The organism is Finegoldia sp. BIOML-A2, from assembly GCF_009678315.1.
Classification (GTDB): domain Bacteria; phylum Bacillota; class Clostridia; order Tissierellales; family Peptoniphilaceae; genus Finegoldia; species Finegoldia magna.
In genome coordinates this window covers 280,562-295,418 of sequence record NZ_WKZE01000001.1, presented here as the reverse complement: position 1 = coordinate 295,418, position 14,857 = coordinate 280,562, and the positions used below count along the sequence as shown (strand labels likewise).

Sequence of the window (14,857 nt, the reverse complement as noted above, 5' to 3'; positions counted from 1 at the left end):
TTTACCTCTCTAACTTATATGCTTTATTTTTTTCGTATTCTTCAACAGCCAAATCAATCAAGTTGTCGAATACTTCTGAAACACTCATATCGTTAGTGCATTTCCACAAAACTGGAAACATTGAATGTGGAGTTAGTCCTGGAACAGTGTTGATTTCATTCACCCAAAGTTCGTTGTCTTTTACGAACATATCAACTCTTGAAAATCCTGACAAACTCATTAATTTGTACACTTTTTCTGCCAAATGTCTTGCTTTTAATTCTAACTTTTCATCCATTGGAAATGGTGTAAGCATTTCTGTTTTTGAATCGTTGTATTTTGCATCGTAATCGAAAAACTCTACATCGTGTATTTGGTATACACCCGGACGTGATGCAACAGGATTGTCATTGCCCATAACTGCTATCTGAAGTTCAGGGCCTATGATTTCTTCTTCAACTAAAATTCTTCTGTCGTATTGGAATGCGTTTTGGATTGCTTGTTCCAATTCTTCTTCTGTTTCTGCTCTCATAACACCAACAGATGAACCAGCGTTACATGGTTTTACATAAACTGCCTTGGATGTTTTGTCGAAAATTTCCTTCAAATTGTATTCATCGTTTTTGCAAAGCACGACGTATTTTGCTTGAGGAATTTTGTTCAATTCGAAAATATCGTTAGTGTATCCCTTGTCCATGCAAAGTGCAGAACCCAACACATTACATCCTACAAATGGCAAATCCAAAACTTTTATGAAACCTTGGATTGTTCCATCTTCACCGTAACTTCCGTGAATTGCAGGAAATATTACAGTGTTTTCTGGATTGATTTTACTGATGCACTCGCTGACAGATTCTATTACAGAAAGCTCAGTGTCAAGCACCAATTCGTCGTCGGATTTTATTTCTTCAGTTATGTTTTCTTTCATTATGAATTTTTTATCGCGGCGAACGAAAATCGCACTTACGTTGTATTTTTCTTTTGATAAATTATTTATTAATGTTCTAGCACTTGTGATACTTACTTCGTGTTCAGTACTAGGACCACCATATAATACATATATATTTTTTTGCATAATTTTTGTCCTTTCTTGTGACTCATTAATATATTACTATAACTAAATCATTATATCAATAAAATAGAAAAATGTATCATTTTTGTTGATTTTAAGAAAAAACAATACAAATTTAATAGGACTATTTTACAAATGTGGTAAAATATAGTTGAGCTAAGAATAGGAGGATTTTATGAAAAAGGAAGAATTTTTGTTGCAATTTGAAAAAAACTTATTTAATTTGTTTGGGAAAGATTTACAAACTTCTACTAAAAAAGAAAAATATATAGCTTTTTCTAAAATAATAATGAACGAATTGGCAGAAGATTGGAAGAAAACTTCTGACAAACACAAAAATTCACGCAATGCCTACTATTTTAGCGCAGAATTTTTGATAGGAAGATCTTTGGGAAATAATTTGTTGAATATGGGTTTGGACGAAGAATATTCACAGATTTTAAAAGAATTGGATATCGACATCAATGATTTGGAAATTCAAGAAGAAGATGCAGCTTTGGGTAACGGTGGTCTAGGAAGACTTGCAGCATGTTTTATGGAGAGTGCAGCGAGTTTGGATTATCCGTTGACAGGTTATGGTGTTAGATATCGCCAAGGACTTTTCAAACAATATTTTCACAACGGATTTCAAATGGAAGTCGGAGACAATTGGACATTGGACAAAGATCCTTGGTCAAGACGTGTAGAATCGGAATCCAAAATCATTAGATACAAAAACCAAGTCGTAAAAGCAGTTCCTTATGATATGCCTGTTGTAGGCTACAAAAATCACGTTGTAAACACTTTGAGATTGTGGCAGGCAGAATGTGATGACGGATTTGATTTTCAAAAATTCAACAATTTTCAATACGATGATTCTGTAAAAGAAAAAAACAGAGCAGAAGATATCACGAGAGTTTTGTATCCGAATGATATACAAAGACCGGGAAAAGTTTTAAGGCTTAAACAACAGTATTTTTTCAGTAGCGCATCTATTCAAGATATAATCGAAAAATACGAGAAGAATTTCCCAAATGATAAGGATTTTGAAGATTTTTCAAAATACAATACTATCCAATTAAACGATACTCATCCTGTTATGGCTATCCCAGAAATGATGAGAGTTTTGATGGATGATAAAAAACTTTCTTGGAAACAAGCTTGGAATGTTACAAGCAATGTGTTCAACTACACTAACCACACTATTTTACAAGAAGCAATGGAAAAATGGAGTGTCGATGTTGTAGAGGAAGTGAGTCCTAGAATTATGGATATTATCGCTGAAATCGACAGGAGATTTGTCAGCGATTTGGTGGGATTGTATTATTCTGTCGATAGAATAGATAATCTCAGAATTGTGAAGGACAATACTGTTAATATGGCTCATTTGGCAATATTAACAGCCGTAAAGATTAATGGCGTTGCTAAAATCCACACAGAAATTCTGAAAAACGAGACATTAAAATCATGGCACGATTTGTATCCGGATAAATTCGTCAACAAAACAAATGGAATTACTCCGAGACGTTGGTTATTTTATTCAAATCCAGAATTGACACAATACATCACAGAACTTTTGGGAGAAGATTGGAAAACTGATCTAACAAAATTAAAGGAGCTTGAAAAATTCCAAGATGATGAGAGTGTTTTGGAAAAACTAATGGAAATCAAACTTCACAACAAAATTAGACTCAAAAAATACATCAAAGAGCATGAAAATATCGATGTAGATGAGAACTCTATTTTTGACATACAAGTTAAAAGACTTCACGAATATAAGAGACAATTGCTGAATGCTTTTCACATTTTGAATTTGTATTATAAAATCAAAAACAACGAAGTATCCGACATTCCAAAACAAACATATATATTTGGGGCGAAGGCAGCGCCGGGGTATTTCAGAGCAAAGGCTATTATAAAATTTATCAATGAAGTTAAAAATCTCGTGAACAATGATGATGTTGTTAACAAATACATCAAGGTTGTGTTCTTAGAAAACTTCAACGTATCCATCGGAGAAATGGTGTATCCTGCAGCAGATGTGAGTGAGCAGATTTCGACTGCGGGAAAAGAAGCTTCTGGAACTGGTAATATGAAATTTATGTTAAATGGAGCGTTAACTGTGGGAACTTACGATGGTGCTAATATTGAGATTTTCAATCATGCAGGTGAGGACAACAACTTCCCATTTGGAGCAACTGTTGATGTATTAAATTCCATCAGAGACACTTACAATCCTGTTGAGTATTATTATAAGGATGAAAACATCAAACAAGTTGTGGATACTTTGCTAAGCGATTTGATCAATGATAGTGGATCGTTTATGTTCTTAGACATTTACAATTCACTTGTAAACAGAGATTCATCCTTTAAGTTGGACGAATATTTTGTGTTAAAAGATTTCAACGATTATGAACAAATTCACGAAAAGATTTTACAGACTTACTCAGACAAGAAAAAATGGGCTAAGATGAGTTTGATGAACATCGCAAATTTCGGAGAATTTTCATCGGATAGAACTATAAAAGAATATGCAGAAGAAATTTGGAGGATAGTACCAAATGAAAAAATTTAAAAAGAGTGATATTAACTCTAAGATATTTAACAAAGGAAACAAGATTTTATTTTTCCACGCCGACGGGATTTGCCCATGTATTCCGGCGAAAAATGATTTGGAAGATATCGAAAAATCATTTCAAGGAGAAATAGAATTTTACGAATATTTAGCTAAAAAAGTTAGAGAAATTGACAAGGACGAGATAATTACACATTACGAAGCGTTGCCTCTACCTACGACTTTATTTATAAAAGATGGTGAAATCATCGACAGACTTGTAGGAGATAATTCAAAATCAACATACAGAAATTACGCGAACAAATTATTGGACGAATAAGAGGAGATAGTATTGGCTAATTTATTATTTGAGGATAGAATCAACGAAATATTAGATACTCTTAGGCTTGAGAACGATCTTGAAAACACCAAAATTACTTTTTGTACTTTTGATGAACATCATTTCGACAAACATCAAACCACAGACATCGATGATATCGAATTGAGAGATGACAGGATAAATTGGATATATATCACAGGATTATCAGATACAGATAATTTCATAAAAATGAAAGAAAAATTCAAAATCCATCCTCTTATAATAGAAGACATGTTGGATGTGGAACAAAGGACGAAACTGGAAGCCTATGATGATTATTTGTTCGTGGTAACAGATACTGTGGATTATGATATGTTCAACAGTGTAAAAGAATTGTCGTTTAACCAAGTTTCTTTTGTTTTGAAAGAAAATTTGTTAGTAACTGTAGAGCAAAACAAAACCACATCATTTGACAGAGTTTTGGACAAGTTAGAAAAAATTCCTGTTTTTAGGCCGAAAACTACAGATGGACTATTGCTTTTGTTAATGGATGCATTCATCGACAACTACTATCAAATTTTTGATATTTTGGGAGAATACATAGATGATTTGGAAGACGCTATGATGACTAATCATGATGACGATATTCTCAGAGAACTTTACACCATGAAGAAAAACCTAATATTTTTGAGGAAGACTTTGTGGCCTTTGCGTTCAGTTATCAATGAAATTTCGAAGTTCAGAGTAAATTTGGTAAGTCACAACACATCTATTTACATGAGAGATTTGTACGATCACATAATCCAAATGCTTGAATTCATAGAAGTATATCGCGATATGATTAACTCTATGATAGATGCATTTGACACTAATATCTCTAACAGAACTAACGAAGTAATGATGGTATTGACTGTGTGGTCGACGATATTTTTGCCGTTGACATTCTTAACAGGTGTCTACGGAATGAACTTTAAATATATGCCGGAACTTCAAGGGAAATACGGATATATTTTGTTCTGGGTTACGGCTGTTGTGATTACTAGTGTTATGATTTATTATTTTAAAAAGAAAAAATGGATGTAATATAAAGGAGATTTTATGGAAAACAGTACTTTTTTGGCATCTGATTATGAAAAAGAACAAATTGATGCTATTAAAAAAATACTGCGAGTGTATTTTAGTGGAGATATTGAATTTAGCAAGAATTTTTCTGAATTGAAACCAAACATAGACAACCAAAATTTGAAAAAAGTTTTGAATGAACTAGATGAGAATATAAACAGAGATGATTTGATAAGATATGTCAATGATATCAACATAATGGCTTATAATGAGGAAAATAAGCTTTGTTTTATGTATGATGCTAACAGGAAATTCACAAAAGAAAGAAAGATTGCACTTGAGAATTATCCACGAGATAAAAACTATGGTTTTTGTATTGAAAAATGGATAAACAAATGCAATAGCATACTTTCTAATTCATCATCTGATTTGCAAAATGCAATCTATAGCACTATGCTTGATATTTGCTGTGAGGAAATGGGTATACTTGTCGTAAGGATATGTGAAGGTGATTTTGATTGGACTGACAATCACGCAATGGAAAAATTGAACGAAATTGTAAGTAATATATTGTAAGTAATATAAGGAAGGGAGATTTTTGTTAATGAAAATTATACTAGCAGTAGATAGAAATTTTGCAATAGGAAAAGACGGAGATATGCTTTTTTCAATTCCTGAAGATATGCAAAGATTTAAGGAATTAACAACTGGAAATATCGTTATAATGGGAAGAAAAACATTGGAATCTTTGCCGGATTCAAAACCTCTACCAAATAGAACCAACATAATAATTACAAGCAAAGATTTAGACGGTATGCTTTGCGTAAAAAACGAAGAAGAATTGCTACGCACTCTCAAAGAAATCAACCCAGACCACAAAATGACAGAGTATTTGATAGGTGGAGCAAACACGATAGAATCATTGATACATTTAGTTGATGAATTCGTAATCACTTATGTTGACGCAGAATTTGAATATGATGCAAAAATCAGAAACTTATTTGAAGACCAAGATTATTATGTAGCGGAGGAATCAGACATCAAAACTTACGAAGGTATGGATTATAGATATATGGTTTTCAAAAGAAAATAGAGAAAAAGAGTATTACACATTCATGCTAAGAATATCATACGGAAAAAATTGCTTTGATTTCAAATCTAAAAATCCGTCCAAAATCGTACCGCGTAAGCGAAGCGTGCTTACGATTTTAGGATTTTGAGATTCAGAAATCAACAATTTTTGTAGTCTAGATATTCGTACATGATGTGTATGTACTCTTTGAAAAATAGGGGATATAAAATATCTCTTATTTTATTGCCCAAATATTAAGATTTGGCAAAGTTATAATTGAGTATAATGTATTGTGATATAATACGGTTACGGAGGTGAGTAAATGCGTTGTCCTAATTGCAATGAAAAAGTGTTAGATACGGTGAATTTTTGTCACAATTGTGGGTTTAATTTGAAAGAATACCGTGAAAGTTTGGATGAACAAAAGGATATAAAAGAACAACCAGAAGATAATCACGCATCTACAGATAGGGATTATTCATATTCAGATGATGTTATGAATATTTTTAATATAAAAAATCGTGAAAAATCAGCTGAAGAACAAAAGGCTGAAGAAATCATAAACAAAAATAAAACGGAACACAAACCTAAAAGGATTGAAGATATTTTTCAAGTGATTAACAAAAATAAATCTCAATATGGAAAGTTCAATCCCGACAAAGAAGTTGAGAAGAAAATAAACCACGAGGAAGAAAAAGAACCTGAAGAAAATTATGAAAACACGATTTTTATTACCAAAGGTTATGACGAAAAACAAGAAAAAATTAAAAGAGATGAGTCGATAAGGTTCACTTCGGCAAATGAGTTTACTATTCATAAGTTTGAAGACGAAGATGAAGATGAAGATGATGACCAATTTATGGATACTTTTGAGGTTAAAAGTAAACAAGTTTTTGACAAAATCAATTTGTTCTTTACTAAAATATTGAAGAAAATGATGGGTGGTACACAACCTTACAGGTTCTCAATGAGACTTGCGGTTGTAGTGTTATCTGCGTTGCCGCTTTTATTCTTTTACATGAATTCTACAAATCACTGGACATTTACTCAAAAATCAAAGGCAATCGTAGTTATGGTTTCTGTATTGGTATTGGATGTTTTCCAAAAAGTTTTATCATACAGTCTGGGACTTAAACTAGCAGGAACGAAATTATATCAACCAATCGACAAGGATTTGAGAAACAATATCTCAGTTTTACTTTCGGTTATAGAATCTCTCATATTTAGCTTATTTGGTGTTTTAACTGCAGGAGGACTTGTTGGTTTTAGTTCGTCAGTTTTCACGTTTACATTTTTGGGTGCACACGCTTTTATATATCTAATTTCATTGGTAATATTGATATTATTTGCAACGATTATTTTAGTAGATAGATTTGATTACAAAAATTTGTGGAAAGTTTACGGACTTAATGCAGCTGGAATTGTGATAACAAGACTTGTTGTGTTTATGGTCGTTATGACACTTCTTCAAAAAATATTTTTTGGACTTGCTCCGGGATTAATGTAGGTGATTAAATGATTTACACAGTTACTATGAATCCAGCACTTGAATTTGTAAGTGAAGTTTCGGATTTTGAATTTGACAAAAACAATATATCGGATTTTGATTTGATGCTTCCAGCTGGAAAAGGAATCAATGTTTCGAGAGTTTTAAAACAACTTGGACTTCCGACTGTTGCAACTGGATTTGCAGGAGGTTTTACCGGAGAATTTGTAGAAGATTGGCTAAGAAGAGAAGATATCAAATCTGAGTTCATAAGAATTGATGATAATACTAGAATTAATATCAAAATCACAGGCTCTTCGAAAACCGTAATCGAATCAAAAGGACCTAGCATTTCTCATCAAGAACTACAGGAATTATTATACTTTCTATCAAGAGTTAAAGAGGGAGATACTGTGTTTTTGTCCACGGCTTTTCCGAAAAATATAACAGAAACTGTAATCGAAAGAATGATTGCAATCTGTAAAGCAAACAAAGCACAATTCGTACTAGATATAGATGAGTATTATTTGGAGAGATTTGCTAACGGGGGATCATTACTTGAGAAAATAAGTGTAAAATGCTTGGAACATCTATTTAAAACAAAAATAGATTCAGAATCAGATTTACTAAAATGTAAAAACGAAATATTTGATTTGAATTCTAAATTTGTAATAGTGCCTTTTGTAGATAATAAAGTATATTTGTTCCAAAAGAATTCAATCTATGCTTTTGACATAGAACAGATGCTAAACCAAAAAAGAGATTTTGTTATTGACTCAATAATCGCGGGATTTATCGCGACATTTATCAGAACTTCAGATTATGAAAAATCTTTTGAAATGGCAAATGCCTGTGCGCTAGCTTCGTTGAAGACCAAGGATTTGCCGAAAAAATTCCAAATAGATGATTGCTTTAAAGATATTAATATAATAAAAATAGACTAAAATAAAAAAACAAGGTGTTGAATTTAATTCATACCTTGTTTTTTTATGTTGTAATAAATTAAGAAATGGAGATTTAATTGAAAATGAAAAAGTTTTCAATAATTAAATATATTTTACCATTTCAATATAACGAATGCAAGCTTTTTGTTACATTTTTTAAAAATTAATAAATTTGTAAATAGGCTCATGATTATCATTACTTTACCATAATAAAGAGATTGTGTCAAGTCATTTTTATGCAAAAACACAATTTATTTTATTATTAGAACAAATTTAAAAAATGAATAAAAATAATTTAGTTTTATTTTCATAATTAATTTTAAATGGCAGAATTATAATGGGAAAACAAAATCATAAATTTTATTATTGTAGCTAAAAAGTGTAATTTAATTCGAAAAAGCATAGAAAAACTGTATTTTATACTGAAATTTTAAATTAAAAAATAAATAATAATTGACAAATTCCTTTTATGTCACTATAATGAGATAAAGTATTATTTATTATTCATACATAAATCATACGAAAAATAAACTGAAAGGAGAATAAGATGTCTGCTAATAAGAAAATATTGGAAGTTAATAATATGCATACAGCTTTTAGAATAAAAGACGATTATTATGACGCCGTAGACGATGTTTCATTTGAATTGTATGAAAATGAAGTATTAGCTATGGTTGGCGAATCTGGTTGTGGTAAATCTACACTTGCTACTACAATTATGGGTTTACATAATATGAACTACACTCAAATTAGCGGTGAAGTTATATATAACGGCGAAAATATTTTGAATTATACAGAAGCTCAATTCAATGAGTTGAGAGGTGGAGAAATTGGTATGATATTCCAAGATCCATTGGCATCACTTAACCCATTAATGAGAATTGGCGAACAAATTGAAGAAGCTTTGTTGTATCACACTGATTTGGACAAGAAACAACGTCAAGCAAAAGCTGTTGATCTTCTAAAAAAAGTAGGGATTGAAAATGCTGAAGTTATAGCAAGACAATTTCCTCATCAATTATCCGGAGGTATGAGACAAAGAGTAATCATTGCGATTGCTTTGAGTTGTAAGCCTCATGTTTTGATAGCTGATGAGCCAACTACTGCACTTGATGTTACAATTCAAGCACAAATTCTAGATTTAATAAAAGAATTACAAAATCAAATGAATTCAGGAATTATATTGATAACCCATGATTTAGGAGTTGTAGCACAGACCGCTGATAGAGTTTGCGTAATGTATGCAGGTCAGATCGTTGAGATTGCACCTGTGGATGAGTTGTTCAATAACCCACTTCACCCATATACTAGAAGCTTATTAAATTCCATTCCGCAAGCAGATAATGAATCTGATCAGTTACACGTAATAGAAGGTATGGTTCCTTCATTAAAAGATTTGCCAAGAAAAGGATGCAGATTTGCACCTCGTATTCCTTGGATAGACGATCATGAACACGAAGAAAATCCAGTATTACATGATGTTGGCAATGGACACTTAGTTCGTTGTACATGCTGGAAGAACTTCCATTTTAAAGACGAATAGGAGGAAAATATGGGATTTTTAGAAGTTAAAAATTTGAAAGTTCATTATCCAATTCGTGGTGGATTTTTTAATACAATTCAAGACTATATCAAAGCTGTTGATGGAGTTGATATGGATATTGAACAAGGAAAAACTTATGGATTGATTGGAGAGTCTGGTTCTGGGAAGTCAACTATCGGAAAAGCTATAGTAGGACTCGAAAAGATTACAGATGGACACATTTTGTACGAAGGAAAAGATGTTACAAGTAGATCTTACAGAAAAAAGATTAACTACAATCAAGATGTTCAAATGATTTTCCAAGACTCAATGAGTTCGCTTGATCCTAAAAAAAGAATTTTGGATATAATCGCTGAACCAATCAGAAATTTTGAAAACTTAACACCAAAAGAAGAAAAAGAAAAGGTGTTTAAATTATTAGACATAGTTGGACTTAACGAAAGTGCAATTTACAAATATCCATTTGAATTCTCAGGTGGTCAAAGACAAAGAATTGGTGTTGCAAGAGCTGTTGCATGTAACCCAAGATTGATAGTTGCAGACGAACCAGTTAGTGCACTTGACTTATCAGTCCAAGCGCAAGTATTAAACTACATGAAGTTGATTCAACAAGAGTTTAATCTAAGCTACATTTTCATCTCTCACGATTTGGGGGTTGTAAGACACATGTGTGATTACATTTATATTATGCATAACGGCAAATTTGTGGAAACTGGTAATCGTGAAGAGTTATACTCTGATCCTCAACATATTTACACAAAAAGACTTATCGCAGCGATTCCTCAAATCGAACCAAATAGAAGAAAAGAGCTTAGAGATGCTAGACAAGCTATTGAAAAGAAGTTTGATGAACAAAAAAATGTCTACTACGATGAAAATGGATCGGTGTACGATTTGATGAAATACAAAGATTCTCATTATGTAGCAGCTAGAAAGGGGGAAATATAATATGACTAAAACAATAATCAGAAGATTTTTAATAATGATTCCTCAATTGATAGTGTTAAGTTTATTTATATTCTTTGTAGCTCAAAAGATGCCAGGGGACCCTTTTACAGGGAAAATCACACCAAGTACTGGTAACTCAAAGGTTGAAGAAGAACTTAAAATAAAATCTGGATTTTACGATCCATGGTATGTGAAATATAAGAGATGGGTTGGAAATGCACTTCAAGGAGATTTTGGAGATTCTTATACTCAAAAGCTACCAGTGAAAGATGTTATTGGTCAAAGAGCTAAGAACACATTCTTCTTATCATTGTTCTCATTGTTAATAATGTATGCGATAGCAATTCCTTTGGGAATAAACGCAGGTAGGTATAGCGGGTCGGCATTCGATCAGGGGGTTAACTTGTACAACTTCCTCGCTCTGGCTACACCAGGATTCGTATTTTATTTAATAATGCTTTTAATATTCGGATACAAGTTAGGATGGTTTCCTACAAGTGGTATTATAAGTCTTGAAGCTTCAGCAAAAGGCGGAATGGCAGCGGTGTTAAGTAGATTTTATCATATGCTACTTCCTGCAATATCTTATGCACTACTTACAACTATTGGAACTATTCAATATTTGAGAAATGAAGTTGTAGATGCAAAAAGTCAAGACTACGTAAGAACTGCAAGAGCAAAAGGGGTTCCTATAAAAAAAGTTTACAGTAAACACATTTTTAGAAACTCACTTTTACCAATAGCTGCATTCTTCGGATTCCAAATCACAGGATTGCTAGCTGGTTCTATCATGATTGAAACAATTTTCGGATACCAAGGAATGGGCTCATTATTCGTTGACTGTATTAACCAAAGGGACTACTCAGTTATGACAGCGCTTGTTATGATTTATGGTTTCTTGACACTTTGCGGTTCATTATTAAGTGATATTATCATGAGTATAGTGGATCCAAGAATAAGGATAGATTAGGAGGTTTTTATGAAAGAAGTAAAAGTAACAGAAGAAAAGCTTGAAGAATATAAAGACCTTGCAAAAGATAATCCTACTGGATTTAAAGTAATTGTTAATGAATTCAAAAAAGATAAACTAGCTATAGTGTCATTGGTGGTATTAGCAGTATTGTGGATAGGAATATTCGTTGGAGCAATGCTACTAGACAAAGAACAAGTAATGAAAGTTGACATACTTAATTCATACGTAAGACCAGGAGAAGCGGGACATATACTTGGAACAGACCAAGGTGGTAGAGATTTGTTCGGACAATTGATAATTGGCGCTAGAAATTCTATCGTAATAGGAATCGCCGTAACAATCCTTACATCTGTTATAGGTATAGTTGTAGGTTTGTTTATAGGATATTACGGAGGATGGTTGGACAATATTATAATGAGAATTATAGATTTCATCCAAATTCTTCCAACAATGATGATTATCATAGTTTTCGTAACAATTGTTCCAAAATATTCTATGTTTACATTCGTATTGATATTTACGGTGTTCTATTGGACAGGAATGGCAAGACTTGTCAGATCAAAGGCCCTTGCTGAAAGTAAAAAAGACTACGTAAATGCATCCAAAACAATGGGTACTAGCGATTTGAAGACTATGTTTACAGGAATTTTGCCTAACATTTCTTCAATATTAATTGTAGATATGACATTAAGTTTCGCAGGAAATATTGGTATTGAAACTGGACTTAGCTTTCTAGGTTTCGGGCTTCCACCATCAGATCCATCACTAGGAACGTTGGTATCATTAGCCAGAAAACCAGAAGTTATATCAGATAAGTTATATGTATGGCTACCTGCATCATTATTGATATTAGTAATGATGTTGTGTATAAATTATATCGGTCAAGCATTAAGAAGGGCTTCCGATGCAAAACAAAGGAAAGGATAAGGGGGAAAAATAATGAAAAAGAAATTTAAATCATTATTGGCAATCTTTTTAGTATTAGCATTTGTACTTACAGGATGTGGAAAATCTAATAAAGATAGCGGAAAATCATCAGATTCTGGTTCTAAACAAGAATCTAGCACTGGTAAAAAGGCAAACGAAGAAAATAAAGGTAACATAGTCGGAGAACAAATGGGCGGCGGTGTGATTATTGAAAATGAAGGCGAACCAATTAAAGGTGGTACATTTAGAGTAGGTATCCCTACAGATTCACCTTTTAAAGGTATATTTAATGTTGCATTACAAGACGATAACTTCGACTGGACAATTATCGGACCTACAATGTACGGTTCAGCAAACGCTGGAGAAAGCATGGAATTGAGAGATTCTGGAGCTGAAAAATTCGAATGGGATGAAAAGGCAAAGACAGCGACAATCAAACTTTCAGATGCATTCAAATGGAATGACGGAAAGCCTGTAACAGCAAAAGACATTATAATAAACTACCTAATCATCGGTCACAAGGATTATCCTGGTGTACGTTATGATGATGATATGATGAACATCGTAGGTATGGAAGATTATCACGCTGGAAAAACAAAAGACATCGCAGGTGTTAAAGAAGTAGATGAAAAAACAGTTCAAATCTCATTTAAAGAATGGAAACCTTCAATCAAATGGGGTGCTGGTATTTGGGCTGAACCAACTAACTATGAACAAGTAAAAGATATAGCTATAAAAGACATAATCTCTTCTGACTCAATCAGAAAGAACCCTAAATCAGCTGGACCTTTCTACATTTCAAATGTAGTTCCAGGACAATCAGTTGAATTTAGCGCTAATGAACACTTCTGGGGTGGAAAACCTAAGATCGATAAAGTTGTAATGGAAGTAGTTCCAACATCACAAATTTTAGCATCATTAAAATCTGGTAAATACGACTATATAGCAGGTGGAGCACCATCAGATACATTCAAAGAAATATCAGAATTAAAAGGATACAAAGTTGCAAGACAACAAGACATGGCTTACACTTACTTAGGATTCAAACTAGGTAAATGGGACAAAGAAAAAGGCGAAGTTGTTGTAGATCCTAACGCTAAGATGGCTGATCCTAACTTACGTAAAGCAATGGGTTATGCAATTGATAACAACGCAGTTGGTGAAAAATTCTATCAAGGATACAGATCACAAGCGACATCAGTTGTTCTTCCTATATTTAAAGATTACTTTAACACTGAATTAAAAGGATACAATTTTGACCAAGAAAAAGCCAAAAAATTGTTAGATGAAGCTGGATACAAAGACGTAGACAATGATGGAATAAGAGAAGACAAAAACGGTAAACCATTTGTAATTAAATTCGCATCAATGTCAGGTGGAGAAATCGCAGAACCATTGTCAGCATACTATATCCAATGCTGGAAAGAAATTGGATTGAATGTTGAGTTGACAGGCGGAAGATTGATAGAATTCAACGCATTCTACGACAAGCTTAAAAATGATGACCCTGAAGTTGACGTATTCCAAGGAGCTTGGGCTGTAGGTACTAACCCTGACCCATCAGGATTATTCAGTAAGAATGCATCATTTAACTACTACAGATATACTAATCCAGAAATGCAACAAGCATTGGATAAGATAGCTGATGGTAAATCATCTGATGAAGAAAGAGCACAAGCTTACAAAGATTTTGCAAAAGTTATGGAAGAAAATGTACCATTGATTCCAACACTTTACAGAGAATCATTGACTCCAATCAACAAGAGAGTTAAAAAGTTTGATACAAGATATGTTCAAGATCTTAACAAAGATGACTTCAGATGGAATCAACTTGAACTTACATCTGAACAACCAATTAAAGAATAATAGTTTTTAAATTAAGTGGGGTGTAATTTTACACTCCACTTTTTTATGTAAAATATGTAAAAATACGTAAAATATAACGTTTTCGTTTATTGACTTATTCTAGCTTATTCATTAGAATATTAGAGAGGTGTAA

General features: G+C 32.7%; 13 protein-coding genes. 12 read left to right on the top strand and 1 reads right to left on the bottom strand.

Going from position 1 to position 14,857, the window contains the following annotated elements; translation table 11 throughout:
* Position 1: 1 nt before the first annotated feature.
* Entirely contained in the window at positions 2-1,054 is a 1,053-nt protein-coding gene (locus tag GKF99_RS01390; protein WP_154272458.1) for a D-alanine--D-alanine ligase family protein, read from the bottom strand.
* A 172-nt stretch (positions 1,055-1,226) separates the two neighbouring features.
* On the opposite strand from GKF99_RS01390, the gene GKF99_RS01385 reads away from it, so the two are divergent.
* The 12 genes from GKF99_RS01385 to GKF99_RS01330 all read left to right on the top strand — a co-directional run bounded on the left by GKF99_RS01385 (position 1,227) and on the right by GKF99_RS01330 (position 14,724).
* Positions 1,227-3,605: a glycogen/starch/alpha-glucan phosphorylase gene (locus GKF99_RS01385; protein WP_154272457.1), complete on the top strand. Its 2,379-nt coding sequence runs from the start codon at positions 1,227-1,229 to the stop codon at positions 3,603-3,605.
* Complete coding sequence (locus GKF99_RS01380; protein ID WP_154272456.1) at positions 3,592-3,924, top strand: thioredoxin family protein; 333 nt, start codon at positions 3,592-3,594, stop codon at positions 3,922-3,924. The genes GKF99_RS01385 and GKF99_RS01380 overlap by 14 nt, the downstream gene beginning before the upstream one ends.
* Positions 3,925-3,936: 12 nt before the next feature.
* Positions 3,937-4,986 (top strand): magnesium/cobalt transporter CorA, encoded by a 1,050-nt coding sequence (gene corA / locus GKF99_RS01375; RefSeq protein WP_154272455.1) that lies wholly within the window; start codon positions 3,937-3,939, stop codon positions 4,984-4,986.
* Between the two features lie 15 nt (positions 4,987-5,001).
* Positions 5,002-5,541 (top strand): hypothetical protein, encoded by a 540-nt coding sequence (locus tag GKF99_RS01370; protein WP_241673547.1) that lies wholly within the window; start codon positions 5,002-5,004, stop codon positions 5,539-5,541.
* Positions 5,542-5,569: 28 nt separating this feature from the next.
* Positions 5,570-6,058 (top strand): dihydrofolate reductase, encoded by a 489-nt coding sequence (locus GKF99_RS01365; RefSeq protein ID WP_241673546.1) that lies wholly within the window; start codon positions 5,570-5,572, stop codon positions 6,056-6,058.
* 301 nt (positions 6,059-6,359) lie between these two features.
* Positions 6,360-7,544, top strand: coding sequence for a zinc ribbon domain-containing protein (locus tag GKF99_RS01360; protein WP_154272453.1), 1,185 nt, complete (start codon positions 6,360-6,362; stop codon positions 7,542-7,544).
* An 8-nt stretch (positions 7,545-7,552) separates the two neighbouring features.
* On the top strand, positions 7,553-8,467 hold the full coding sequence (locus GKF99_RS01355) for a PfkB family carbohydrate kinase (RefSeq protein WP_094207574.1): 915 nt from the start codon (positions 7,553-7,555) through the stop codon (positions 8,465-8,467).
* Positions 8,468-9,014: 547 nt separating this feature from the next.
* On the top strand, positions 9,015-10,010 hold the full coding sequence (locus GKF99_RS01350) for an ABC transporter ATP-binding protein (protein WP_094207573.1): 996 nt from the start codon (positions 9,015-9,017) through the stop codon (positions 10,008-10,010).
* A 9-nt stretch (positions 10,011-10,019) separates the two neighbouring features.
* Positions 10,020-10,958 carry an ATP-binding cassette domain-containing protein gene (locus GKF99_RS01345; protein ID WP_094207572.1) on the top strand — a complete coding sequence of 313 codons (939 nt, stop codon included), beginning with the start codon at positions 10,020-10,022 and terminating at the stop codon, positions 10,956-10,958.
* 1 nt (position 10,959) lies between these two features.
* Complete coding sequence (locus tag GKF99_RS01340; protein WP_154272451.1) at positions 10,960-11,928, top strand: ABC transporter permease; 969 nt, start codon at positions 10,960-10,962, stop codon at positions 11,926-11,928.
* A gap of 9 nt (positions 11,929-11,937) precedes the next feature.
* Positions 11,938-12,858 (top strand): ABC transporter permease, encoded by a 921-nt coding sequence (locus GKF99_RS01335; RefSeq protein ID WP_094208191.1) that lies wholly within the window; start codon positions 11,938-11,940, stop codon positions 12,856-12,858.
* Positions 12,859-12,870: 12 nt separating this feature from the next.
* Positions 12,871-14,724, top strand: coding sequence for an oligopeptide ABC transporter substrate-binding protein (locus GKF99_RS01330; protein ID WP_094223122.1), 1,854 nt, complete (start codon positions 12,871-12,873; stop codon positions 14,722-14,724).
* Positions 14,725-14,857: the final 133 nt, after the last annotated feature.